The organism is Nostoc sp. LEGE 12447, assembly GCF_015206985.1.
In the GTDB taxonomy this organism is placed as follows: domain Bacteria; phylum Cyanobacteriota; class Cyanobacteriia; order Cyanobacteriales; family Nostocaceae; genus Nostoc.
Genome location: NZ_JADEXT010000007.1, coordinates 196,062 through 220,741 on the forward strand (window position 1 = coordinate 196,062; position 24,680 = coordinate 220,741).

22 protein-coding genes are annotated in these 24,680 nt (G+C 40.2%); 8 read left to right on the top strand and 14 right to left on the bottom strand.

Going from position 1 to position 24,680, the window contains the following annotated elements:
* Positions 1 to 295: 295 nt before the first annotated feature.
* The 3 genes from IQ274_RS11230 to IQ274_RS11240 all read left to right on the top strand — a co-directional run bounded on the left by IQ274_RS11230 (position 296) and on the right by IQ274_RS11240 (position 4,337).
* Positions 296 to 1,663, top strand: coding sequence for an NAD-dependent succinate-semialdehyde dehydrogenase (locus IQ274_RS11230; RefSeq protein ID WP_194142300.1), 1,368 nt, complete (start codon positions 296 to 298; stop codon positions 1,661 to 1,663).
* Between the two features lie 109 nt (positions 1,664 to 1,772).
* Complete coding sequence (locus IQ274_RS11235; RefSeq protein WP_163929363.1) at positions 1,773 to 3,416, top strand: acetolactate synthase large subunit; 1,644 nt, start codon at positions 1,773 to 1,775, stop codon at positions 3,414 to 3,416.
* A gap of 360 nt (positions 3,417 to 3,776) precedes the next feature.
* Positions 3,777 to 4,337 (top strand): hypothetical protein, encoded by a 561-nt coding sequence (locus tag IQ274_RS11240; protein ID WP_194142301.1) that lies wholly within the window; start codon positions 3,777 to 3,779, stop codon positions 4,335 to 4,337.
* On the opposite strand, the gene IQ274_RS11245 is transcribed toward IQ274_RS11240, so the two are convergent.
* Together IQ274_RS11245 and IQ274_RS11250 are read right to left on the bottom strand one after the other, a co-directional pair.
* Positions 4,334 to 4,867, bottom strand: a complete 534-nt coding sequence (locus tag IQ274_RS11245; RefSeq protein ID WP_175586667.1) for a hypothetical protein — start codon at positions 4,865 to 4,867, stop codon at positions 4,334 to 4,336. The genes IQ274_RS11240 and IQ274_RS11245 overlap by 4 nt on opposite strands.
* A 61-nt stretch (positions 4,868 to 4,928) precedes the next feature.
* Positions 4,929 to 5,540: a DedA family protein gene (locus IQ274_RS11250; RefSeq protein ID WP_194142302.1), complete on the bottom strand. Its 612-nt coding sequence runs from the start codon at positions 5,538 to 5,540 to the stop codon at positions 4,929 to 4,931.
* 150 nt (positions 5,541 to 5,690) lie between these two features.
* On the opposite strand from IQ274_RS11250, the gene IQ274_RS11255 reads away from it, so the two are divergent.
* The 3 genes from IQ274_RS11255 to IQ274_RS11265 are packed head-to-tail and all read left to right on the top strand — an operon-like array spanning position 5,691 to position 8,542.
* Entirely contained in the window at positions 5,691 to 6,473 is a 783-nt protein-coding gene (locus IQ274_RS11255; protein ID WP_163929339.1) for an ABC transporter permease, read from the top strand.
* Between the two features lie 6 nt (positions 6,474 to 6,479).
* A complete protein-coding gene (locus IQ274_RS11260) occupies positions 6,480 to 7,793 on the top strand; it encodes a cytochrome P450 (protein WP_194142303.1) in 1,314 nt (437 codons plus the stop codon).
* 8 nt (positions 7,794 to 7,801) lie between these two features.
* On the top strand, positions 7,802 to 8,542 hold the full coding sequence (locus IQ274_RS11265; RefSeq protein ID WP_194142304.1) for a hypothetical protein: 741 nt from the start codon (positions 7,802 to 7,804) through the stop codon (positions 8,540 to 8,542).
* Here IQ274_RS11265 and urtE read toward each other — a convergent pair.
* The 3 genes from urtE to IQ274_RS37305 all read right to left on the bottom strand — a co-directional run bounded on the left by urtE (position 8,505) and on the right by IQ274_RS37305 (position 10,065).
* On the bottom strand, positions 8,505 to 9,203 hold the full coding sequence (urtE, locus tag IQ274_RS11270; RefSeq protein WP_194142305.1) for an urea ABC transporter ATP-binding subunit UrtE: 699 nt from the start codon (positions 9,201 to 9,203) through the stop codon (positions 8,505 to 8,507). The two genes, IQ274_RS11265 and urtE, sit on opposite strands and share 38 nt — an antisense overlap.
* A 31-nt stretch (positions 9,204 to 9,234) precedes the next feature.
* A complete protein-coding gene (locus IQ274_RS11275) occupies positions 9,235 to 9,849 on the bottom strand; it encodes a Uma2 family endonuclease (RefSeq protein ID WP_163929343.1) in 615 nt (204 codons plus the stop codon).
* Between the two features lie 84 nt (positions 9,850 to 9,933).
* Positions 9,934 to 10,065, bottom strand: a complete 132-nt coding sequence (locus IQ274_RS37305; protein ID WP_265578532.1) for a hypothetical protein — start codon at positions 10,063 to 10,065, stop codon at positions 9,934 to 9,936.
* Positions 10,066 to 10,329: 264 nt separating this feature from the next.
* Here IQ274_RS37305 and IQ274_RS11280 point away from each other — a divergent pair, with 264 nt between their 5' ends.
* Entirely contained in the window at positions 10,330 to 10,725 is a 396-nt protein-coding gene (locus IQ274_RS11280; protein WP_194142306.1) for a hypothetical protein, read from the top strand.
* Positions 10,726 to 11,077: 352 nt separating this feature from the next.
* Here the strand turns inward: IQ274_RS11280 and urtD are convergent, their stop codons facing one another.
* The 6 genes from urtD to IQ274_RS11315 form a co-directional block, all read right to left on the bottom strand.
* The gene (urtD, locus tag IQ274_RS11290) at positions 11,078 to 11,824 is read right to left on the bottom strand and encodes an urea ABC transporter ATP-binding protein UrtD (RefSeq protein WP_194142307.1); all 747 of its coding nucleotides are present in this window, start codon (positions 11,822 to 11,824) and stop codon (positions 11,078 to 11,080) included.
* Complete coding sequence (urtC, locus tag IQ274_RS11295; protein WP_194142308.1) at positions 11,799 to 12,917, bottom strand: urea ABC transporter permease subunit UrtC; 1,119 nt, start codon at positions 12,915 to 12,917, stop codon at positions 11,799 to 11,801. Before urtC ends, urtD begins: the two co-directional genes overlap by 26 nt.
* Before the next feature lie 30 nt (positions 12,918 to 12,947).
* Complete coding sequence (gene urtB / locus IQ274_RS11300) at positions 12,948 to 14,108, bottom strand: urea ABC transporter permease subunit UrtB (RefSeq protein WP_194142309.1); 1,161 nt, start codon at positions 14,106 to 14,108, stop codon at positions 12,948 to 12,950.
* A 375-nt stretch (positions 14,109 to 14,483) separates the two neighbouring features.
* Positions 14,484 to 15,797 (bottom strand): urea ABC transporter substrate-binding protein, encoded by a 1,314-nt coding sequence (gene urtA / locus IQ274_RS11305; RefSeq protein ID WP_194142310.1) that lies wholly within the window; start codon positions 15,795 to 15,797, stop codon positions 14,484 to 14,486.
* 422 nt (positions 15,798 to 16,219) lie between these two features.
* On the bottom strand, positions 16,220 to 17,890 hold the full coding sequence (locus tag IQ274_RS11310) for a VC_2705 family sodium/solute symporter (RefSeq protein ID WP_163929350.1): 1,671 nt from the start codon (positions 17,888 to 17,890) through the stop codon (positions 16,220 to 16,222).
* Positions 17,891 to 17,899: 9 nt separating this feature from the next.
* Positions 17,900 to 18,181 carry a DUF4212 domain-containing protein gene (locus IQ274_RS11315; RefSeq protein ID WP_114083898.1) on the bottom strand — a complete coding sequence of 94 codons (282 nt, stop codon included), beginning with the start codon at positions 18,179 to 18,181 and terminating at the stop codon, positions 17,900 to 17,902.
* A gap of 949 nt (positions 18,182 to 19,130) precedes the next feature.
* Between IQ274_RS11315 and IQ274_RS11320 the strand changes: the two genes are divergently transcribed.
* Complete coding sequence (locus IQ274_RS11320; RefSeq protein WP_163929351.1) at positions 19,131 to 19,730, top strand: site-2 protease family protein; 600 nt, start codon at positions 19,131 to 19,133, stop codon at positions 19,728 to 19,730.
* 191 nt (positions 19,731 to 19,921) lie between these two features.
* Here the strand turns inward: IQ274_RS11320 and IQ274_RS11325 are convergent, their stop codons facing one another.
* The 3 genes from IQ274_RS11325 to IQ274_RS11335 form a co-directional block, all read right to left on the bottom strand.
* Positions 19,922 to 21,379 (bottom strand): hypothetical protein, encoded by a 1,458-nt coding sequence (locus IQ274_RS11325; protein ID WP_228058140.1) that lies wholly within the window; start codon positions 21,377 to 21,379, stop codon positions 19,922 to 19,924.
* Positions 21,380 to 21,902: 523 nt separating this feature from the next.
* Positions 21,903 to 23,573 (bottom strand): phosphatidylglycerol lysyltransferase domain-containing protein, encoded by a 1,671-nt coding sequence (locus IQ274_RS11330; protein ID WP_194142311.1) that lies wholly within the window; start codon positions 23,571 to 23,573, stop codon positions 21,903 to 21,905.
* A 69-nt stretch (positions 23,574 to 23,642) separates the two neighbouring features.
* The gene (locus IQ274_RS11335; RefSeq protein ID WP_194142312.1) at positions 23,643 to 24,551 is read right to left on the bottom strand and encodes an alpha/beta hydrolase; all 909 of its coding nucleotides are present in this window, start codon (positions 24,549 to 24,551) and stop codon (positions 23,643 to 23,645) included.
* Positions 24,552 to 24,680: the final 129 nt, after the last annotated feature.

The following is a 24,680-nucleotide window of genomic DNA, read 5'->3' on the forward strand; positions in this document are numbered from 1 at the left end:
ATTAGTCACTTGTACTGAGCATAGTCGTAAAGCCTGCGGCATAGCTACGCTTAGGGCACAGCCTCTCCAAGAGTTGTATTGGTGATGGGTATGGGCATGGTGTATTGGGATGACAAATTTATCAACATAAATACATAGTTTAGTTGTATATTTTGTTTCAAAAATAATTGCAAAATTGTAATATTAAGCGACTAATTTTTGCTTAAAAGACTAAAATTTGGGTGTAGCTTCCAGAATTGATCTGTGTAACACTAGGAAGCCTACCTGAAGCTATTTTTTAACGGGAGGTCAGGTAATGGCGATCGCTACCATCAATCCCGCCACTGGGGAGACGCTCAAAACTTTTGAGGCGCTCAATGATACAGAAATTGTTGCTAAACTCGATTTGGCAAATCAGACTTTTGAAAAGTATCGTCAGACTGATTTTTCTGAACGATCGCAATGGCTAGAAAAGGCTGCTGATATTTTAGAGCAAGACAAAGCAGAATTTGCTAAGTTAATGACTCTAGAAATGGGTAAGCCATTTAAAGCTGCGATCGCAGAAGTCGAAAAATGCGCCGCCGTCTGTCGCTACTATGCTGAACACGCCCCAGCTTTTTTGGCTGATGTCAGTGTAAAAACTGATGCCAGCCAGAGTTTTGTACGTTATCAACCAATGGGTGCAATTCTTGCGGTGATGCCGTGGAATTTCCCCTTTTGGCAAGTGTTCCGCTTTGCTGCACCAGCACTAATGGCGGGAAATGTCGGTTTACTCAAACACGCTTCCAACGTGCCGCAGTGCGCCTTGGCAATTGAAGATATTATCCGACGCGCGGGTTTTCCTGAAGGTGCGTTTCAAACTCTATTAATAGGCGCTGCCAAAGTCGCCGATTTAATGGCTGATGACCGCGTAAAAGCTGCCACTTTAACCGGAAGCGAACCAGCAGGCATATCCCTCGCTGTCGCCGCAGGCAAACAAATTAAAAAAACCGTTTTGGAATTGGGAGGAAGCGATCCATTTATTGTGTTAGAAAGTGCTGACTTAGAGACAGCAGTTGTCACAGCTACTACAGCACGGATGTTGAATAACGGGCAATCATGTATTGCAGCGAAACGTTTTATTGTCGCAGAAGCGATCGCAGATCAATTTGAAAAATTGCTTTTAGAAAAATTCGAGGCGCTAAAAGTAGGCGATCCTATGGAACCGGATACCGATTTAGGCCCACTGGCAACACCTGGTATTCTCCAGGATTTAGATCAACAAGTGCAAGCTGCTACCAAAAGTGGTGGAAAAGTCCTCACCGGCGGACATCCTTTATCAGATCGTCCAGGGAACTTTTATCCGCCAACGATTATCATAGATATCCCGCCTGACACACCAATTGCAAAAGAAGAATTCTTTGGCCCAGTAGCCTTGTTATTCCGGGTTCCTGATATCGATGCTGCCATTAAACTCGCTAATGACAGTCCCTTTGGATTAGGTGCAAGCGCTTGGACAACGAATGACCAAGAATGCGATCGCTTAGTTGCAGAAATCGAAGCAGGTGCCGTATTTATCAACAGTATGGTCAAATCCGATCCTCGGTTGCCTTTTGGTGGTACTAAGCGTTCTGGATATGGCAGAGAATTGAGTATCCAAGGTATACATGAGTTTGTCAATGTGAAAACCGTGTGGGTTAACTGATTAGTCATTAGTCATTAGTCATTGGTCATTGGTCATTAGCCAAAAAATGACCAATGACAAAGGACAAATGACAAAGGACAAAAGACTAAATAAATAGTTAGGAAATAAAATGAATACAGCAGAATTATTGGTGCAGTGCTTAGAAAATGAAGGAGTGCAATATATTTTTGGACTCCCTGGCGAAGAAAACCTGCACGTTTTGGAAGCGCTAAAACATTCTTCGATTAAATTTATTACAACTCGTCATGAACAAGGTGCAGCATTCATGGCCGATGTCTACGGACGCTTAACAGGAAAAGCTGGGGTATGTCTTTCTACTCTTGGTCCAGGGGCAACCAATTTGATGACTGGGGTAGCAGATGCTAACCTTGATGGTGCGCCTTTAGTGGCAATTACTGGTCAAGTGGGAACAGATAGAATGCACATTGAATCCCATCAATATTTAGATTTGGTGGCAATGTTTGCACCTGTTACCAAGTGGAATAAGCAGATTGTACGACCGAGTATTACACCAGAAGTCGTGCGGAAAGCATTTAAGCGATCGCAATCTGAAAAACCCGGTGCAGTTCACATCGATTTACCAGAAAATATTGCCGCCATGCCCGTCGAAGGCAAACCTTTGCGTAAGGATAATAGCGAAAAAACTTATGCATCTTTTGCTAGCATTCGGGCAGCAGCAGCCGCAATTTGCCAAGCAGTTAACCCATTAATCTTAGTCGGAAATGGAGCAATTCGCGCTCAAGCAAGTGATGCCGTAACGCAATTTGCCACATTGCTGAATATACCTGTTGCCAATACTTTCATGGGTAAAGGTGTGATTCCCTACACACATCAATTGGCTTTGTGGTCAGTGGGATTACAGCAAAGAGACTTCATTACCTGCGGTTTTGATAACACAGATTTAGTGATTGCGATCGGCTATGATTTGATTGAGTTTTCTCCCAAAAAATGGAATCGGAATGGTGAAATTCCGATTGTGCATATTGGGGTAAGTCCGGCGGAAATTGATAGTAGTTATATTCCCAACGCCGAAGTCGTGGGAGATATTTCAGATTCCCTCTATGAAATTTTAAAATTAGCAGACAGACAAGGTAAACCCGATCCTTTTGCTATCAGCTTAAGGTCAGATATTCGGGCTGATTATGAACAGTATGCCCATGATGACGGATTTCCAATTAAGCCGCAAAAATTAATTTATGATTTACGGCAAGTGATGGGCCCAGATGATATCGTTATCTCTGATGTTGGCGCACATAAGATGTGGATGGCCCGTCATTATCATTGCCATAGTCCCAATACTTGTATTATTTCCAATGGTTTTGCGGCTATGGGTATTGCCATTCCTGGCGCTTTAGCAGCAAAACTCGTTCATCCTAAGCGCAAAGTCGTTGCTGTAACAGGTGATGGCGGCTTCATGATGAATTCTCAAGAATTAGAAACAGCCTTACGCGTAGGTACACCTTTTGTCACCATAATTTTCAATGATGGTGGCTATGGGTTAATTGAGTGGAAGCAAGAAAATCAATTTGGCAAAGGAAACTCATCTTTTGTGCATTTTAGCAATCCTGATTTTGTGAAATACGCTGAAAGCATGGGTTTAAAAGGCTACCGAGTTGAATCAGCTTTAGATTTGATTCCCACTCTGAAAGAAGCCCTCGCTCAAGATGTACCCGCCGTGATAGATTGTCCCGTAGATTATCGGGAGAATCACCGCTTTAGCCAAAAAGCCGGCGAGTTGAGTTGTGCGGTGTAAAAAGTTACGACTTAGGAGTTAAGAGTTATAACTGAGGAGTTAGGAATTACAGCAGTTTTTCTTTACATGAAGTACAAAAGTAAGGGTTTTGAGGCAGAAGGTAGAAACTCTTTATATCCGAATTTTGAGTGCTGCATTTTGTACCTCATACCAATTTTTTATGAAGCTGCATAGAATTCGATCCCCCCTAGCCCCCCTTAATAAGGGGGGAACCAGAAAAACATCTACCAAAGTCCCCCTTAAAAAGGGGGATTTAAGGGGATCAAGATATGTGCAACTTCACATTAAATTGTTATCACTTACTTGCAATCTGCTGTATTTATTCCTAACTCCTTTTTTAGACGAAATAGGTTTTCAAAGATGATTTCAAGCATCAGTTATATCAGTGTTGTATGTGGCGTATTTGTATTAGTCAGCGTTAGCAGCTTTCACAAATCAGCTATAGCTACTATAAATAACCAGTCCCAACTAATAGCGCAAAGCCAGGGTAAAACCCAGGTACACTCAGTTTTTAAATCTATTTTGCCTAAATTAAAGCAAAAGACTCAGATTCGGGTTCTGTTGCCAAAGTTTATTCCTGAATCAGATGGGGAAAATCGAATTTACGCAATTATAGAAGCTGCTACACAAAAAAACTACGAGATTTTACTCGGTTTCAGTCCTGATTGTAGTGGTGGAACTGCTTGTCGTCTGGGTGTGATTTCTGCTGAAGCAGTAACCCGCAAAACCCCACGCCTGAATGGTAAAGCTGTATCCTTAGCTAAGGGTATTACTGGCTATTTTGTAGATTTCACTTGTGGTGCTAATTGCTCAGATGCTACCTTGACTTGGAGACAACAGGGTGTGCAATATGTTGTTGGGTTAAAAGCAGGCGATCGCACTTCTTTAATAAAAATGGCTAATTCTGCGATTAATCCCTAACTAAGATCAGAGTTTGATTCTACTTCCCAGCGAAACAGCCGTGGCAATTGAGACACATCTATAACGTAGTTAACAATCCACAACACCAATTCAAAAATCAATAAATATCGTACCCATACCAACTCACTTTTAGAATCTAAAAGTGTTAAACCTTCATATAGCTGCCAGAAGCGGTAAGGCAAGTATATATAAGGAACCATTACCCACACTACATTTTGCAACTGCCTGAGTGTTACTATCTCAGAGATAATTTGCAACCCTAAGATAATAAAATACCAACCAAGCACAGTCAACACAGTGCGATCGCCCCACCATACACCCCACAATAGCATCACTACTAAGGGCAGCAATCCTCCTAGCAGTTGCACTGAGCCAAACCAGATTTTATACCAACCGGGAAATGGCAAAGGTAGAGTATAGGGCTTTGTGTGTTTCCACCCCCAGTTCACAACCACAATAAAAAGTGTGGCAATTGCAAAAAAGAGAAGATTTTCTATTAATAGATAGAGATTAATATTTAAGTAATTCATGTCGCTTCGTTCCAAATTCAAAATTAACTCATTCCAATCTCCATAAATTACGAAAAATATTTTAACTTTTATTTGCTCTATTTTCTTGTATTACATGAATCATTGATGGTACTAAAGAAATAACTATAATTAATCCAATAATTGGTAATAAATATTTATCTACTTGTTCAGGTGGCAGAGATTTTCCTAAGAAAAATCCTAACAGGGTAATGCCAAATGTCCAAAGAAAGCCACCAATTAAGTTGTAACACGTAAATGTTCGGTAATGCATCGCACCAAGTCCAGCCACAATCGGCGCAAAAGTGCGAATTATCGGTGTAAACCTGGCCAAAACTAGTGTCTTTTTGCCATGTTTTTCATAAAAATCCTGGGTTTTTACCAAGTGTTTTTTATGAAACAACCATGAATCTTCTTTCTGAAATAATTTTCTGCCAAATTTATGTCCTGTAGCGTAGCCAACATTATCACCAAGGACTGCACAAACAAAAGCACCAAAAATCAGAACCCAAATGTTAAACCCTGATTTTGGAAGAGATGCGAGGAATCCAGCAGTAAATAGCAAACTATCTCCTGGCAGAAAAAAACCAATTAGCAAGCCAGATTCAGCAAAGATAATTGCCCATACCCCAAAGTAGCCAATTTTTGTAATTAGGTCTGGTAAATTTAAATGCATTAGAATTTTTTAGTTTTCAACAATAGATCCACAACATCTTAACGTTTAGCAATTTTGCTGAATAAAAAGTAATATTAAATTTACGTAAAGTTCTTGTGTAATCTTGGAAATTTTAGTGACAGATGGCACATTTTGGGTTAGAGGTGCAAGATGCAAAGATATTTGAAAGTACTAAGACTATTTTGGGGTGCTGCGATCGCATCTGAGTTAGAGTATCGGGTTAATTTTTTCGTCGCTACCCTCACCAGCTTGGGAAATCTTGCGGGTAGCCTCTTTGGATTATTCTTGTTTTACCGCACTGGTTATACTTTTAGTGGCTGGTCATGGGAAGCAGCTTTAGTAGTTTTAGGAATTTTTACTTTACTACAAGGATTTTCTGCGACTTTTCTAGCGTCTAACTTGAACCGCATTGTCCGTCATGTTCAAGAAGGCACTTTGGACTTTATATTATTAAAACCTATCCGCAGCCAGTTTTGGCTTTCGACTCATACCCTTTCCCCTTGGGGACTGCCGGATCTAATTTTTGGTAGTATTATCATTGGCTATGCAGGTAAACGCCTTGGTGTAGGAATAAACGGCTATCTACTTGGTGTGCTGCCGTTATTATTCAGCTTTGTGATTTTATACAGCCTGTGGTTTATGCTGGGTTCAATGAGTATCTGGTTTGTCAAAATATACAACGTTACTGAAGTGTTGCGTGGTTTATTGGAAGCTGGACGATATCCCATAGCTGCATATCCCACTGCTTACCGTTTTTTCTTCACTTTTGTGATGCCAGTAGCTTTTTTAACTACTGTACCAGCCCAAGCGCTGTTGGGTCGGAGTGAAATTAGCTGGTTGATAGGTGCAGCAATATTAGCAGTAGTGCTGTTTTTTGTTTCTACTTGGTTTTGGCGGTTTGCGTTGCGGTTTTATACTAGTGCTTCGAGTTAGAGAGATATGAAAACTAATCAAATTCCTCCTGGAAGCTTTGGTTTGCCTGTATTAGGTGAAACACTCTCCTTTGTTTTCGACCGCGATTTTGCCAAAAAGCGCTATCGCCAGTATGGGCCCATCTTCAAAACCCATCTTCTTGGGAGACCGACTGTGGTAATGGCAGGGCCGGAGGCATTAGAGTTCGTTTTGTCAAGCCATATCGAGAATTTTTCTTGGCGCGAGGGATGGCCTGATAATTTCAAGACATTACTCGGTGAATCACTTTTTCTGCAAGATGGAGAGGAACACCGCAGAAACCGCCGCTTAATGATGCCGGCATTACATGGCCCAGCATTGGCGAATTATTTCTCCACAATGGAAGATATTACGCGCGGCTATCTCCAAGAGTGGGAGAAAAAACAGGAGTTTACTTGGTTCCAAGAGTTTAAACAGCTGACATTTGATATTGCTAGTCAATTGTTGTTGGGTACGCGTCCTGGGCCGGAATGTGTGCGTCTCAGCCAGTTGTTTACAACTTTGACGAATGGGCTGTTTGCTATTAATCCGTTGCCTCTACCATTTACTACATTTGGTAAAGCTATAGCCGCGCGTAATGAAATTTTAGAGCATCTCACTCAAGTTGTCAGAGAACGTCAGCAAAACCCAACTCAAGATACCATCAGCCTGTTAATCAAAGCTAAGGATGAAGACGGTAACAGCCTAAGTGAAAAAGAAATCATTGCCCAAGCGGTGCTGTTACTCTTCGCTGGACATGAGACTACTACTTCGATGCTGACTTGGTTATGTACAGAGTTAGCCCGTCATCCAGAAGTACTTGAAAAAGCAAGAGTTGAACAATTGCAACTTGCAAGTCAAGGCGATTTGGATTTAGAACAATTAGGGAAAATGCCCTATTTAGAGCAGGTTTTGTGGGAAGTTGAAAGATTGCATCAACCTGTCGGAGGTGGATTTCGTGGTGTGATTAAAGACTTTGAAATCAATGGTTATCACGTACCTACTGGTTGGCAATTATACTACTCAATTGGAGTTACTCACCAAATTGAAGAAATATATTCTGAGCCAGAACTCTTTGACCCAGACCGTTTTAGTCCTCAACGGCAAGAACACAAAAAATATCCCTTTAGTTTAGTTGCTTTTGGCGGTGGCCCACGCATTTGTATTGGCATAGCTTTTGCCAAAATGGAAATGAAGATTGTTGCTGCTCATCTTCTACGTAGTTATCATTGGGAAATATTACCCAATCAAAGTTTAGAAGTAGTTGCTGTTCCCACTAATCGCCCTAAAGATGGGTTGCGGGTTAGATTTCAACCTCGGTGAAATGTTTTATGGCATCCCAAATAGACATAAACTTGCCTAACGGAGTTTTGCAACGCTTGCAAAATGTGAAAAATTTTGTCGGTGAGAATGTTAACTCTCTAAGTAACTCAGCGCAACAAGTTGGGGAGTCTTTGAAGGCAACAGCAACTACAACAACTGATAAAGCAATTGATACAGTTACAACAAGCTTAGAACAAACTTGGCAAACTGCTGATAAATTTAAAACTACAACATCGGGCGCAGTTAAAGATGTAATGGCATCTTCTGTAAGTGATTGGCTGACACAACACCCGATATTTTTTAGGTTAGTTCAAATACTAGGTTGGGCAACTAATCACCCAATTATTAGTATAGTGATTTTTTTGTTTGCACTTGCTTTGGTCTGGAGCATTATCAAAGCAATTGTCCGCTTGATTGAAACAGCTAGTTGGTCAGTACTCCAAGTTCCGTTAAAATTGCTTCAGGCTTTGATTAAAGTTAGTTTTTTATCCTTAACTAAAGTCGGCAGTTTTGCTGTTCAACAATTTACGGCTACTAAAACAACTGATAATCTGCCACCTTTGTTACCTGAAAATTTTCAACCAAATAAAAAACAACGATTAGTAGAAATTTCTCATCGCTTAGAAGCAATTCAAAAGGAACAGCATGAGCTTTTACAAGAAGCAACAGACTTGATTGCTTCTGACACAATTGATATAGACATCTCCCAAATTAAACAGCTAAGAAGCGTTGAATCACATCTTGGCTAAGTTCGGCTGTGGAACCGGAGGCGACAATACCACCTTTTTGCATAGCGTAATAATAATCAGCTTGACGGACAAAGTGTAAATGTTGCTCTACTAATAAAACCGAAATGCCTGTGGTTTCGACGATGCGACGGACTGCGGCTTCAATTTCGAGGATGATTGAGGGTTGAATACCTTCAGTAGGTTCATCCAAGACGAGTAATTGAGGTTTTCCCATTAAAGCACGTGCGATCGCTAATTGTTGCTGCTGTCCCCCACTCAAATCACCGCCCATCCGCGAAAGCATGGTTTTTAACACCGGGAATAAGCTAAAAACTTCTTCTGGAATTTCCGCTTTTTTTACTGGTTTGCGTCTGGCTTCCAACCCCAGCAGCAGATTTTCTTTGACTGTTAATCGGGGGATAATTTCTCTTCCTTGCGGGACATAACCAATCCCCAATTTTGCTCTTTGGTCTGGGGATTTGGAGTTGATTAATTCTTCAGCTAAGTTAATTGTGCCACTGCGGGGTTTGAGTAAACCCATGATGCTTTTGAGCAGGGTTGTTTTACCCACACCATTGCGTCCAATTAGGCAAACCATTTGTCCAGATGGTACGCTTAAATCTACATTGCGGAGAATGTGGCTTTCGCCGTAGTAAACGTTGAGGTTAGAGATTTTTAGCATAATAAAATTCAGTTTTTATTCAAACCAAAACTTACAAAGCAGAATCAAAAATTTGTTGTGCTGTTAAGTTGAGTTGGGGGAATAAAGGCGATGCAATAAAATTATTTCCTCTAAACACAGTCATTTGATAATCTCCGTCAACTAATTCGCAAATTGTAATGGTTTTTTGTTTAGGATTACCAGTAAATCTTTTGCCACCGATCGCAGCATAGTCTACAATCCAATACTCAGGAATCCCCATCTCTTCATAATCCCTGAACTTGTCATAGTAGTCGTCTCGCCAGTTAGTGCTAACAATTTCAACAGCTAATGGGATAGATGCAGCTTGAATAACGGTCGATTGCTTACTCCACAGAGGTTCATTCACAAGATTGGCATGATTTAATAGCAAAATGTCAGGAGAATAGGTTGAGTTATTACTCTGAATTTTGACAAAGGCAGTTTTGGGGATACGAAACGGAAGCCCCATTTGCAAGAACTGGAGGGTTATCTGTGCCGCCAAAAATCCAACAACATTTTCGTGTTCACCAGTTGGGGGTGGCATTTCTACAATGACTCCTTTATGTAGTTCATATCGCTCCCCGTTTGAGGGGTACCACTCGATAAATTGTTCAAAGGTTACTAACTTGGGTAGGGTTTGAGTCATAGTTACCACCTCCAGATATATTTGACTTTACCATCGCTGCCCCTGGATTGTGCCGCAAGATAAGAGATATACCAGTAAGCTTTATTAGAATACTAAAGCCACTTCTCTCAAGTCTATAGCGACTACTCCCAAGTCTGTAGCAACTACTCCCAAGTCTGTAGCAATTACTCCCAAGTCTGTAGCAATTACTCCCAAGTCTGTAGCAATTACTCCCAAGTCTGTAACGACTACTTCCTAGTCTGTAACGACTACTTCCTAGTCTGTAGCGACTACTCCCTAGTCTGTAGCGGTTACTCCCAACCCTGTAGCGACTACTCTCGTGTTTTATACCTTTTGCCTATTGCTTCCGTCTAATTATATACCGAGATATTACTGGCATCAGTTAAAAATTTTACGATCGAAAATTGCGATTTATGCTGAACCGGAATCGCGTTTAATTGAGGCAAACTAGCTCTAGAAGTATCTTAAAAGAGCAAATTTATGTCTCGTCAAAAACGTACATCCCGCGTTTTAGAAAAAGCTGAGTTAAGAGCATCTGGGATGAAATCGATTGTTCCCAGCATTAAATTTGAAGAAGATTATACTTTAGAAAAACTGATTGAGTCAATCGAACAGTTACGTAACAAAATTGATGTTCATAATAGCGCTCTGGCTATAGTTGACTCTTCTTTAACTGAAGTTGAAGAGATGGAAAAAAACTTGAGTCAGCTTTCTGAGAAACTGTTAATGGTGGTTGCTATCAAGTACGGCAAAGACAGCGCTGAATATGAAATGGCGGGAGGTGTTCGCAATAGCGTTCGCCTTCGCAAAATGAGATCGAGCCGCTTAAAAAATATTGCAGAGCAAGCATCAGATAAAAATGGGGCACCTGCATAAAAAACGAGGTAATTTGATATTTAACATAGGGAAATATTAGAGTATTGGATTGTTGACCCACAGATGCAACAAATTACGATTTGCCAGTGGGTGGAGAAACAGTATGAGGATAAGGTATTTACAGGTGCTACTTGCATAGAACCAGTGGTAATTGTTGACTGAGTGCTAACAGTAGAGCAGGTGTTTAATAGCGCAAATCGACCAGAATTACCAAGTAAATAGAAAGTACATTAGCGCAGCTTAATGAAGTTATCGCGTTTTCAATACCGTTCGGTTAAGGCTTTTTGATGAAAATTATAAATCACAAAGATGCGATAAATCGCCGTCTCTTGCCTGAACTGAACCGCGTTTTTCATTCTTCCTGTTTTCCTAAATACACCTCAATCACACGTGAGTCATTTTGGACTTCCTCAAAATTCCCTTCGCACAGCACCGAACCTTCATGTAGCACTGTTACTTTCTTAGCAATTTGACGCACAAATTCCATATCATGTTCAATTACTAAAATTGAATGACTTTGTGCTAATGCTAAAAGTAATTCACCAATGTTATAGGTTTCTTCATCTGTTAAACCAGCAACTGGTTCATCAACGAGTAATAAATCAGGTGACTGTGCTACTAACATCCCAATTTCTAAACGTTGCTTTTCTCCGTGAGAAAGTAAACCTGCTCTAATATCAGCTTTTGCAGTTAAACCGATGGTTTCTAACAATCCTTTAATATTATTCTTTTCAACAGCATTAGAATGTTCAAACAAAGTAGAAAAGACATTTTTCTTTTTGTTAATGGTAATTTCTAAATTTTCACGGGGCGTTAAATTTAAGTAAATTCGAGGTGTTTGGAACTTGCGCCCAATTCCCAATCGCGCAATTTTATATTCAGGTAAAGAACGTAGGTTTTTTCCTTTAAATAAAACTCGCCCAATAGTTGGTTGCACTTTCCCCGTAATCACATCCAGAAACGTTGTCTTTCCAGCACCATTGGGGCCAATTACTACTCGTAATTCACCCACATCCATACTAAAGTTAAGCTGGTTTAAAGCCTTAAAACCGTCAAAACTAACAGTTACGTTTTCAGTTTCCAATATTTTCGCGTTCATGTTGCACTTCGGGGTCTTCTTCCAAGGTGGGATATGTAGAAATTTCTTGACGACGGTTGAAAAGAGCAATATTCTGGCTACGCAACCATCCCACGATACCGTCAGGAAGCACTGTGACGACTATCAAAAATAATGCGCCTTGGAAAAATAGCCAGATTTCAGCAAATTGTTCACTTAAAAAAGTGCGGGCATAATTGACTAACAAAGTTCCGACAATTGCGCCAATTAAAGTAGCGCGTCCGCCTACCGCTACCCAAATCACCATTTCAATGGAAAAGGCAATATCCATTGCTCTGGGTGAGACTGAACCACTTTGAATAGTGTAAAATGCTCCTGCTATACCTGCGATCGCACCAGAAACTGCAAACACCAACACCTTAAAATCTGTAGGGTCATAGCCAGAAAATCTTACCCGACTTTCATCATCACGAATCGCTATCAGCAATCTCCCAAAGCGTCCAGTTGTCAACCAGCGACAAATCCCGTAGGTGATTGCAAGAAACACTACCGTTAGGGTGTAGAAAACAAACTGCGTTTTGGCATCGCTCACCGTTGCCCCAAACAAGGTTGTAAAATCTATCAGTCCGTTCGTACCGTTGAAAAATTGTTGTTGACCGTTAAAGAAGTTGAAAAATACAATAGTTCCGGCTTGGGTCAAGATAGAGAAATAAACACCTTTCAAGCGATTACGGAAAACCAAATATCCCAACAATCCCGCCAATAACCCTGGAATTAGTACAACCAAAGCTATTGTCAAAGGAAAAGAATAAAAAGGTTGCCAAAAGGCGGGAAGTTCAGTAACCCCATAAAGCCCCATGAAATCAGGCAATTCTCCAGTCGGGACTTGGAGTTTTAGGTACATTGCGATCGCATATCCACCCAAACCAAAGAAGATACCATGTCCCAAACTTAATAAACCAGTATACCCCCAAATCAAATCGATACCCAAAGCCACAATCGCCAGTGACAAAAATCGCCCCAACAAATTCAAGCGAAACTCCGAAAGCACCAGTGGCATAACAATTATAAGGAAGAGTGCGATCGCAACCACCACCCCCACCTCAATTAATAATCCTCCTCCCCTCTTCCTCATTCTCTGCGTCCTCTGCGTCTCTGCGGTTCGTTAAACATCAACAGTACGTCCCTTCTGCGGAAAAATCCCCCCAGGCTTCCACTGTAAAAACACAATAATCAGCGCAAATACCAACACCTTAGCCATACTCGTCGTTGCAAAAAAGCTAAACAAATCAGCCAAAGGCTTAACAGGACTCAACAACAAAGCCAAAGTCCCAGAACCAATTAAAAAATTAGCCGTCCCAATACCCAACGCCGCCACAATCGTCCCGGCTAAATTGCCTACACCCCCAACAACAACAACCATAAAAGTATCAATAATATAGTTTTGTCCCGTATTTGGCCCTACAGAACCGAGTAAACTAATCGCACATCCAGCCACACCAGCTAAACCAGAACCCAATGCAAAAGTAATCGCATCAACCTTTTGAGTTGGGATACCCAAACAAGCACTCATACTCCGGTTTTGCGTCACAGCCCGAATTCTTAAACCCCAGCTAGAACGCTGTAAAAATAAATAAATTCCCGACACACAGATTATTGTTAAAGCAATAATAAATAATCTAGCAAAGGGAAATTGCACACCACCCAAAGATATCCCCGCTTGTAACCAAGTAGGCGCTGTTACATCTACATTTTGAGCGCCAAACCAAGGTTGAGTCACTGCTAGCTGATAAGTTTGACTTAATAAATTACCTGTTGTGATTGTCACTCCCAGCGATAGTAAAAATATTACCGCTACAATCCAGTTACGAACTCTTCCCAAATCAGTGCGAGAATTTAGAATCCATAAACCTCCAAAAAATAACAGAGAAAATAAGCCTATGCCAATTATCAATACCCAATTCACGCTGCGAACAAACTGTTGAAAAATCAAACTTACTCCCCAAGTTGCCAACAGAGTTTCTAATGGTCTTCCATAGAGATAACGAATCACGCCTTTTTCTAGAACTAATCCCACAGCAGCCGTGAAAATAAAAGCGATAATCAAAGCCAAAAATATATAGACTTCAAACCACACTCCACCCAATTGCTTACAGACATTTTGTACAACATAAGTTGTATAAGCCCCAAACATCATCAACTCACCATGTGCCATATTGATGACACCCATCAATCCGAAAATAATTGCTAGCCCCAGTGCTGCAATCAATAAAACAGCGCCAATGCTAATGCCATTAAATACAGCTTCTAAAAATCCTGCTAACACTTTTTTTCCTATATATTAACTTCTTGTTATTAGAGTTACTATAGGGTGTCTCAGTCGCACATTTCTATGTTATTTGTAATGAAAAAATGACATGAGCGCTTAACACACCGCTATCTAAGATGGTGCGTTAGGCTAAGAGGATGTTTGAAAGGTTTTCTTCTCGGTAACAAAACATTCTAAATCCCCCTAAATCCCCCTTAAAAAGGGGGACTTTGATTCCGGTTCCCCCCTTTTTAAGGGGGGCTAGGGGGGATCAGTTAGTGCCTAAAATCACAGTCAACCACTTTTCAAACAACCTCTAAAGCCATAACACAGCCTACGATTTCTGAGAATTCGTAATTGGTAATTAATTACGAATTACGAATTACGAATTATTTAAACTTTCTTGTACTTACCACCCTTCGCTGGGTCAGTCCAATCACAAGCAAACCCTTTAGTCTCTTTTACAAATTGATTCCAAGGAACTGGTTCAACTGGTGCAGGAGTAGCATAGACAATATCAAACAAACCATCTTGCCTAACTTGACCAATCCGCACAATTTTGGAGATGTGATGATTGGCATCCATTGTCACTTTACCTTCAGGCGCATCTAGAGTTTGCCCATAAGCCGCAGTCCGCACTTTCTCTAAATCAGTAGTTTTAGCTTTTTCTACTGCTTGCTTCCACAAATAAACTGCAATATATGCTGCTTCCATTGGATCATTTGTCACGCGATCTTCACCATATTCTTTCTTGAAAGCGGCAACAAACTTTTTGTTAGCAGGTGTGTCTACTGTTTGGAAATAGTTCCAAGCTGCGTAATGACCTTTGAGATACTCTACACCAATTGCTTTGACTTCTTCTTCGGCAATACTGACAGACATAGAGGGATATTTATCTGGTGTCAATCCAGCCCCTTTCAATTGTTTAAAGAAAGCAACATTACTATCACCATTCAGGGTGTTATAAATCACGCCACCATTGGGTAAATTTTGTTTGATTTTCGTAATGATAGGTGTAACTTCTGTATTGCCAAGAGGTAAATAATCTTCACCAACTGTTTTTCCGCCTAAAGCTTCTAATTGGGCTTTAATAATTGTGTTAGCAGTGCGGGGAAAAACGTAGTCAGAGCCAACTAAAAAGAATTCTTTACCCTTATTTTTTAACAACCAATCAACAGATGGTTCAATTTGTTGATTTGGTGCTGCACCAGTGTAGAAAATATTTTTAGAACACTCTTGCCCTTCATACTGTACAGGATACCAGAGCATGTGATTTTTGCTTTCGAATACTGGCTTGACATTCTTACGGCTAGCAGAAGTCCAACAACCAAAAACTACAGCAACTTTATCTTGATCGATTAGCTTAGTTGCCTTTTCTCTAAAAGTATCCCAGTTAGAAGCACCATCTTCGGTAATTGCTTCAATTTGTTTACCTAAGACACCACCAGCAGCATTAATTTCTTTGATTGCTAATTTTTCAGCATCAACAACGCTTTTTTCACTGATAGACATCGTACCACTCAGAGAGTGCAAAATACCTACTTTGATGGTGTTACCAGCAGTAGCAGCAGCTGGTGAAGCAGTAGGAGTTGCGACTGTCTCTGTAGCGCTTGGGGGATTATTCGCACAAGCTTTTAGAAAAAAGCTGCTTCCGAAAGTTAGAGAACCGTAGATCAAAAACTTACGTCTGTTAAATTGTCTTCTCATAATCTTTATGAATTTTCCTCTTGATGAATCAACTAACTTAATAGAAAGCTGACAATATCAAACTTTAAAGTGTGATGATAGTGCGATAGTTTACTAGTAAAAAGTTATCTCGGATACCAAATGTCTGATTTTTGTTACAAAAAAATAACTTTACAATATCAATATTTGTTAAGCTTAATATTATTGTCAGCAATAAAAAAATAGCTGGATAATAATCTCATCTTTACTTGAGGGCTTTGCCAAAGGTGGTATTAATCACCAAAGGATTGCTAAAACTGGAGAATAAATGAACGTTCTCAAATCCTGGGATAGTGAGATTCTCATGAAATGGGCAGGGGGGGGAAGAAAAAGCTTATCCCAAGCGTATTTAGAGATAAGGGAGTGAAAAAGAAATACCCCATTCCCCATACCCACCCAATCTCTTATTCTTCAACCAATGATTCTTCAATCAATGGGCTGCGGAGGTCTTCTACCATTGCTTGAATTTCTGCTGGAGGTGGTGGTGTTAGGCGTGAAACTACTAGGGTGACAGCAAAGTTAATTAGCATACCCAAAGTACCAATTCCTTCAGGAGAAACCCCAAAAAACCAGGGTTGCATACCCCCAAACTTAACGCCGACAATGTAGATTATCGTAAACAGTAAACCCGTTAACATACCGGCGATCGCACCTTCAGAGTTAGTGCGCTTGTCGAAAATCCCCAAGAAAATCACTGGAAAGAAACTAGCAGCAGCTAAACCAAAGGCAAAAGCCACCACCTGGCTCACAAATCCTGGTGGATTCACGCCAAAATAACCAGCAAGGACGAGGGAAAAACCTACCATGATCCGCCCGACAAACACCCGTTTTTGTTCTGAGGCTGATGAATCTACGATCCGGTAGTAGATATCGTGGGCGATGGAACTGGAAATTACCAGCAATAAACCTGATGCTGTAGACAAAGCAGCAGCCAAACCGCCAGCCGCTACCAAGCCAATCACCCACGGAGGGAGGTTAGCTACCTCCGGGGTGGAAAGTACGATGATATCTGGGTCGATCTTTATTTCATTAGTCTCCTTATTTGGAGTTAACTGGAAACGCCCATCCTTATTTATGTCATCAAAACCCAAAAGTTTAGTTTTTTCCCACTTCGTCGCCCAGTCTAGCTGCTGCACTTCTGCAACTGTATGATTGTGCAGGGAATCGATTAGGTTGTAGCGGGCAAACATGGAAAGGGCTGGAGCCGTTGTATAAAGAATGGCAATAAATAGCAATGCCCAACCAGCAGAAAAACGGGCTGCACGCACACTTTTTACTGTGTAAAAACGGACGATGATATGGGGTAAGCCAGCCGTGCCTACCATCAAAGCAATGGTGGTAAACAGCACATCTAGCATCGACTTGTTCACAAATGGCTCAGTATATTGCTTAAAACCCAGGTCAACCTGAATTTGATTAAGTTTTTCTCCAATATCACTGAAGGTAAATGCTAGCTGAGGAATAGGATTACCAGTGAGAAACCAGGCGATCGCGATCGCTGGAATCAGGTAAGCAAAAATCAACACGCAGTACTGTGCTACTTGCGTCCAGGTAATACCTTTCATCCCCCCCAACACAGAGAAAAAGCCGACGATCACCATACCGATGATTACACCTGTATTGATATCGACTTGTAGGAAGCGGCTAAAAACAATGCCCACGCCCCGCATTTGTCCAGCAACATAGGTTAGGGAGATGAAAATGGCTGCAACTACTGCCACTAAACGGGCGATATTAGAGTAGTAGCGATCGCCTACGAAATCTGGCACTGTATACTTCCCAAATTTCCGTAGGTAGGGAGCCAGTAATAATGCTAGCAGTACATAGCCGCCAGTCCACCCCATTAAATAAATAGAACCGTCGTAACCCAAAAAAGAAATCAGCCCCGCCATTGAAATAAAGGAGGCTGCTGACATCCAGTCGGCCGCGGTAGCCGCACCATTAGCAATTGAAGGTATCCCTTGACCTGCTATAAAAAAGTCTTTACTATTTTCGACTCGTGATTGCCAACCAATATAAATGTAGGCGACGAAAGAAAGTCCAACTAATACAATAGTCCAAATTTCAACAGACACGGTTTTTCCTCACTTCCTAATATTGTATTTATGGTCTTGCTTGCTAAGATTGTATTTGCGGTCTAGCTTATCCATTTGGAAGGCATAAATGAAAATCAAGGCCACAAATACCAGGATTGACCCTTGTTGAGCCATCCAAAAGCCAAAGGGTACGCCAAAAAACCGTATTGCATTCAAAGGTTGAACCAACAAAATACTAAAAACTAGGGAAACCAATGCCCAGACAATTAAAAGATTACGAATTAAAGCAGTATTAGCACGCCAATAAGAACGGCGCTGATCTTCATCCATTGTTTTTCATCATCATTGCGTTGGTGCATCAAAATAATACCAATAAGCCGTTAATATCCTGTCTAATGACTGTATTAATTTTTAAATTATTTAGTAAATAACATTTAAGTTGCTCGTAATAAATTTAACTAAGTAATAATCGGCTGAGAATTAACCTATAGTCAGTTATGAACAAATGTTGCTTAATAAAGCTGAAACATCCAATAAATAATTAATGCTACTAGAATTTTCTATACAACATCTTCAATTTAAAATACGTATTATTTGCTAGAATTTTTTCACACTTAAATGCTATCAATTAAGTTTTTGAAGCTATACAAGCTATTGGCGATCTCAAAAGTGAGTAAAGTTAATTTTAAAAATATACGAACAACTACTATAGGCTATTACGGAGTATATTTAATACTATTAAAACAGCGAGTTTGTTATTACACACATGGGCCATTACCAAAATATAGCTAGTAAATTATTATACAAATACTGTCTTACTGAGCTTTATGACGCATTGCAGCCAGTATAGATGAGAACTTCTATCATCATGGTGAGAAAAGGCTGATTTCAAGCAACTGATTTGCTTTATTCTCAACAACCAGTTTGAAAAGTTTTAGGCGAATAGAATGATGCCTCCGGCACCCAAGGGCGAACGCTACTACACAAACGAATGCGAGTGCGTCTCTAAAAGTTGTCCACCTGCGAGGACTAAGAGAAAATCAATGTTTTTAACCCACGGAGGTGGGTTTTGCCTGTGTAGCCGCGACTTACAGTCGCCCGGTGAGTAATAAATTAGACTTTTCAAACAACCTCTTATACCGCGCAAAAATAACTTACCTAATTTATTTGCGAGCAACCTTGATTCTCAAGGTTTGCAGTTTTTAAATTGGATAACTTTTTCGTGCATATCTTCAGAAAGTGCGGATTTCAGCTTTAACCATACCACAAGCCAAAATATATGTTTATCCAAACACTCATCACAGAGCCGATTCATTTTTTCAGAATCGTTGTAATTGTCATATTCTCCATTACTTTGCATGAACTTGCTCACGGCTGGGCTGCGATGAGTCAGGGAGATAACACTCCCCAACAAACTGGTCATCTGACGCTTAATCCTGTAGTTCACATGGGTAAAGAATCAATCATCTTTCTTTGCCTCATGGGTATAGCTTGGGGACAAATGCCCGTCAACCCCTCTAAGTTTCGTTCTGGTAAGCTAGGCAATATTTTGGTATCCGCAGCAGGCCCATTGTCGAATCTGGCATTAGGTATTCTATTTACTGTGTTGCTCAAACTTTTTAATCTTTCAGGACTTTTGAGTGTCGAATTTTTTTACTTAGCGGCTCGGATCAATTTGACCTTATTTCTGTTTAATCTGCTGCCAATTCCACCACTGGATGGCTTTCATATTTTCAGTGAGATTTTTCCTCAGCTAAAGCCACTGCAATATACTCAATTCGGAATCTTTGGCATGATGCTTCTGTTCATAATCCCAGGTTTGGGGAGAGGAATTGGTGGCATTGCTGATTTATTTATCCGGTCAGCATTGAGCATGTAGACAGCAACTTTTTAGGCAACACTATTGTAATGAGTCCTTCGTCTGCAAGTCCAATTTCTTGATACGTCCAAACTCTAGCTGTATTTTGGGAAACCCATAATTATAATTGCTATAGCAATCCAAAAGTGCATAAACAAGATCCCCGGCTTCTCTAAGAAGTCGGGGATCTTTGGGTTATTGGTATATGCAATCTAATTGTCTATACCGACAGAAATAAGTTTGCTGTAATATTCAGTCTTGACATAGATGCTGATAATACTATTACCAACTGCAAAAAAAGTGCCTTCTTGCTCATTTTTAGAAAATTGTAGATTTGGATATTTAGCAGCAGCTTCTTCAGCAGTCATGGGTTTTGCTTTTATTTCATCTGGCAATAGACCAGTACAACCAATGTAAAATACCAAAGGGGAAATCTTATCTTGGTAGATATTTTCTACATATTTCTCTAGCTTGATATTCGCTGCGCTCAAAGCTGCAACCATTTCTTCTTTGCTGATTTGCTTACCAGTTTGTTTCTCTTGAAATAACTGCGCCAAAATATCAGCACCAACTTTCTTCAGAATATCTATAACTATGCCATTTTGATCAAGCCCAAGAAAATCATCGAAAATTGGTTTCATAAACTCGTCAACTTTCGTAATCTTAGTACGTGATGACAGTAACCTGTGCCTAACAGCGAGATTTTCATTAAATACCATCTCAAAATTCGGCTTAATGATAATTTCTCCAGTTTCTTTATCATAAAGACGATACATTCTATTCAGAAACTTGTTAGCAGAAGGGAACTTACTCAAGTTCAGAATATCTTGACTGCCGATATCGATTTTATAGCTCAATCTGGAATCAAGAGTACCATTAACTAAAGCTTCGTGGATATTGGTGTATTCATTAGTTGTAGGGAAATTGATGTAAGTATTCTTGGACAGATAGTGTTTTTTAAACTCATCTAACTGCGGCGCTATAAATACATCTGACTCTTTTTTCAAGTAAGCGGAAATAATACTAGTAAGTACTTTAATTTCTGCGAGTTGATTGAATAGCCCATCAATATTACTGTAAGAGCTATTAGAAGCTACAAGCGGCAAGTTATCTAGCTGGATGGTATATTCAGCATGGAAGTCAAAATTTTCTGCATCTAATACACCCTTTTCTTTGAGCCAATCAAAAGCTTTTTTACTACTAATTTTGACTTGTAAAGACTTTATATTGATTTTACCGTCACTTACAATCGTGTAGTTATTAAAGCTATTGAGGTCATTTACCAGCAAACCTGCTACCTCAAGAGTAGGGGTTTTATCTTCAGATTTAGTAAGTTTGACTTTACGCTTGATAAGCATATTGATAGTAGCGGTATTGCGGTTAAATTGAAACTCGCCCATACCAACATACTCAGCATTATCTATATATTCTGTTTGCAACCAAGGTTGTAAGAGTTCCCCTTTTTCATCTCTCACACCTTTAAGGCGCTTGATACCTGTTCTTTGATAATTTTCTTGCAGGTGCTTGATATTAATGATGATATTGTTGCGATATTCTGCAAAAAATTTGATGAGTTCTGGCAGAGAAATTTGATTATTTCTCATATTTTCACCTTCCGTATAAATGTCAATAAGTCTGTTAAAGCCACGGTTTCTAATAAGTTCTTCCAACCGTGAAAACTTGAAGGACAAACACAAAATAAATTGATGCCAAATAGAGACAAGGAGATTTTGCCCCTCATTCAAGATAAGGGAAATTTTGGCCTCAGTGTACTAACTACTATGGGGATTCAGTTATGACAAACTTTGGACATTTCCTGTCAGACTTAGCGTTACATACTCACCGGATATTCATAAGAAGGGGAAGGGGGAAAGGTAAAAACCTCGCCCGCAAGTGGCGCGAAATAATCCAAATTTTATGAGGAAGGTAAAACCTCGCCCGCAAGTGGCGCGACAATCATCATCTCTTTCCCCTTTTATGCTTTTATAGTACAATTGTATCACAAAAATGTCAATTTGTGCAGACGAGTCAATCGTAGATATCGCCCTAGAATAGACATCTTGCAAAAGTAACAAATGCCAAGATGTCGGGGAAAGGGTAAAGGGTAAGGGGAAATTTCATCCCCTTCCCCTTTCCCCACTTCTGCAAGAAGTCGAATGAGGTGTTATGGGGTTAATGCCAGAATAGATGCCTTTAGGCTCCGGGTTTGAAATAATCAAAAAGGCGATCGCCTGAATCTGCGCGAATCAATGCTACAACTACATCTGGTAAGGCAGCTAAACTGGGGTAAACCAAATAACGCGGTTCCCAACTGGGGCGGAACTTATCTTTGTAGGTGTGTAGCCCCTTGAAGTTGTAGAAGCGATTCAAATGCTTGTAAAGATAGTGCAAGACTCTCTCTAAACGGCGTGCTTCTGGGTTGTCTCCAACTCCCGCAAGGGCAGAAAGACCGAAATTAAAGCTGTCGTAACCACACTCTTTAAAATGCTGAAGCAGAGAAATAAATAGAAAGTCCATCGTCCCATTCTCAAGAGATGAGCGATGTCGCATCATGTCAATAGTTGCTTCGTTGAGTTGGTACTCCCGGAGAATGTTGGCAAAGGCGCTGATGTTACCTTCGGGAGTATGCACCACAGCAATCTCGCACTCTCGCAGATAAGCTTCGTCAAACCAGCCCAAAGAAAATTGTTTTTCTGAACCTTGTACCATCTTTAGCCATTCATCACTCACAGGTTTAAGGAGGTGCAACAAACCATCAGTAATAGGTGGTTGGTAAAACTCGATTTGGTATCCCAGTTTAGTTAAACGATTGATTGATGGTCTAAAGTTTTTACCGGCTTTACCTTGTAATGTAAAACTTTTCAGGTCAACGATCGCTTCTTCTCCAATCTTGAGTACCTTAAATCCCAATGATTTGTAAAGCTCAACATCATCGGGCAAAGTTTGGTAAAAGCCTGGATACCAGTCATTGCGCTGGCAAAACTGCCAGAAAGCAACAATTGTCTCTTGGCGGTCTTCAATGGGGCCGATGGGATCTCCTAATGCGATCGCACCCCTGCCTTTGGGAACATAAGCTATTACACTATTACCAGTAGGGCTAAAATAATAACTCTTGTCATTTAAGAGTGCGATCGCTGCTAAAGAAGAATGTCCATATTGTTCGACAATTTCTTTAACTCTTTGGCGCTCTTTTGGCGTTCCTAGATTACGCCAAAATACAGGTTGCAATAACATTACTATTGCATAGGTAATAGTAACTGCGGCAATAATATAGATAGAATTAGCAAAAAATTCCCCAAATCGGCTCTTTGGTTGCAGTCCCCAATTATCCTCAGTGAAGAACATCGCTAAAGTCTGAAGTACAGCTTCACGCCAATTAAAATTTTCTGAAAATTTGCCGTCTAATAAATAAAATCCAATAGTTCCGTATGCCAGGGTAAATAGTAAAGCACCTATCAGCACTCTAACTCCCCGTGCTATTGAAGGACGATCTGATTGTGCCGTGAAAAAATGGCGCATCAAGATTAATTGCACCAATAAAACTCCAGAGAGTAGACTTTCTTCATAGTCCAATCCCTTGAACAAATGGCTGAAGATGGAAATTACTAGTAAAGCAATGGTTAGTAACCAGGCAATTCTTTTTCTGCGTAATAAATTAGTAGCAAGCGCGAGTAAAACAAACCCAGTCAACGCTGCAAATATATGACCCGTGGCACGAATTTCAAATGGCAAAAATTCCTTTAACCAGTGATTCCGCCCATACAAGTTAGGTGTCACTGCTGACAACAAATTTACTACTCCCACTAAACCAGTAAGGAAAGCTGCACTCCAAAGTCCAATCTGAGTTTTTAAATTATTAGTCATTTGTTATTAGTCATTTGTCATTTGTCATTTGTCATTTGTTTTGGTGTTAAAACTCTTAACTCTTAACTCCTAACTTTTAACTCCTAACTTTTGAAATTGTTCCCCTACATACGAGAGCGAATCTTTAAGGTGTTTGTGAAAGTAGTTCCAGCCTATATCAGCACCAGATAAGCCATGACCTCCTGGAAACGCATAAAATACGTGATCAATGCCTAATTTATTTAAGGTTTCGTGGAAGGCTTTGGTAGAAGCCAATAAATTAGTATCATTCAAACCTGCATCCAAGTAAATATGCAATCGCTTCCTATCTTGAAGCGGTAGCTGTTGCACAATTTGTTGGGGACTATTTTGTGAACCGCTATTATCGGTAAAATAACCGCTATGGCTAAACAAAATGTGGAAGTTGTTAAGATAGCGTAACCCTATATTAAATGCCCCCCATCCCCCAGAAGACAGACCTCCCAGAGCCCAAAACTGGGGTTCTTCTAAAGTGCGGTAGCGAGACTTGATGACTTGCACTAACTCAGAACCAATTAAAGTCCCTATTTTGCCATTCGGCCCATCAAAGTAATCAGGATCGTAGAAAGGACTGGAACCACGATTATCATTACCATCAGGTGTAATCACAATTGATCGCGGTAATTTTCCATTTTGATAAAGTTGATGAAGTACATCTAAGACTGCATACTTATCAGCATAAGCACGAGCATCATCATGACCACCGTGCAATAAGAATATCACCGGGTAGCGCTTTTGCTGATTTTTATCATAATCAGGCGGCAAAATCACGCCATAGTTGCGGACTGCACCCATCGCTTGAGAGTTAAAGGTTGCTAATTGAAACTTTAGTCCAGTCTTTGCAACTTTTTGGGGTGGGTCTAATTGCGGCGCACCTAATATAAATACATAATAATAACCAGCAGTAGTGAGAAGTGCGATCGCTCCTAGCAAACTAATTAACAATTTAGAAATTTTCATATTTTTTTAGGGTTAAAAAATCACCTCCGTCCGAACTTACTATAGTGAATCTGCTTAAGAATGGCGGTAGAGTTTTCCACAGTGATATTTAAATATCAACGGATTTACAAAATAGTATTATTTATCCTG

Coding starts and splice junctions, on each gene's coding strand:
- IQ274_RS11230 (WP_194142300.1), top strand. CDS start 296: ATGGCGATCGCTACCATCAATCCCGCCACTGGGGAGACGCTCAAAACT.
- IQ274_RS11235 (WP_163929363.1), top strand. CDS start 1,773: ATGAATACAGCAGAATTATTGGTGCAGTGCTTAGAAAATGAAGGAGTG.
- IQ274_RS11240 (WP_194142301.1), top strand. CDS start 3,777: ATGATTTCAAGCATCAGTTATATCAGTGTTGTATGTGGCGTATTTGTA.
- IQ274_RS11245 (WP_175586667.1), bottom strand. CDS start 4,867: ATGAATTACTTAAATATTAATCTCTATCTATTAATAGAAAATCTTCTC.
- IQ274_RS11250 (WP_194142302.1), bottom strand. CDS start 5,540: ATGCATTTAAATTTACCAGACCTAATTACAAAAATTGGCTACTTTGGG.
- IQ274_RS11255 (WP_163929339.1), top strand. CDS start 5,691: ATGCAAAGATATTTGAAAGTACTAAGACTATTTTGGGGTGCTGCGATC.
- IQ274_RS11260 (WP_194142303.1), top strand. CDS start 6,480: ATGAAAACTAATCAAATTCCTCCTGGAAGCTTTGGTTTGCCTGTATTA.
- IQ274_RS11265 (WP_194142304.1), top strand. CDS start 7,802: ATGGCATCCCAAATAGACATAAACTTGCCTAACGGAGTTTTGCAACGC.
- urtE (WP_194142305.1), bottom strand. CDS start 9,203: ATGCTAAAAATCTCTAACCTCAACGTTTACTACGGCGAAAGCCACATT.
- IQ274_RS11275 (WP_163929343.1), bottom strand. CDS start 9,849: ATGACTCAAACCCTACCCAAGTTAGTAACCTTTGAACAATTTATCGAG.
- IQ274_RS11280 (WP_194142306.1), top strand. CDS start 10,330: ATGTCTCGTCAAAAACGTACATCCCGCGTTTTAGAAAAAGCTGAGTTA.
- urtD (WP_194142307.1), bottom strand. CDS start 11,824: ATGAACGCGAAAATATTGGAAACTGAAAACGTAACTGTTAGTTTTGAC.
- urtC (WP_194142308.1), bottom strand. CDS start 12,917: ATGAGGAAGAGGGGAGGAGGATTATTAATTGAGGTGGGGGTGGTGGTT.
- urtA (WP_194142310.1), bottom strand. CDS start 15,797: ATGAGAAGACAATTTAACAGACGTAAGTTTTTGATCTACGGTTCTCTA.
- IQ274_RS11315 (WP_114083898.1), bottom strand. CDS start 18,181: ATGGATGAAGATCAGCGCCGTTCTTATTGGCGTGCTAATACTGCTTTA.
- IQ274_RS11320 (WP_163929351.1), top strand. CDS start 19,131: ATGTTTATCCAAACACTCATCACAGAGCCGATTCATTTTTTCAGAATC.
- IQ274_RS11330 (WP_194142311.1), bottom strand. CDS start 23,573: ATGACTAATAATTTAAAAACTCAGATTGGACTTTGGAGTGCAGCTTTC.
- IQ274_RS11335 (WP_194142312.1), bottom strand. CDS start 24,551: ATGAAAATTTCTAAATTGTTAATTAGTTTGCTAGGAGCGATCGCACTT.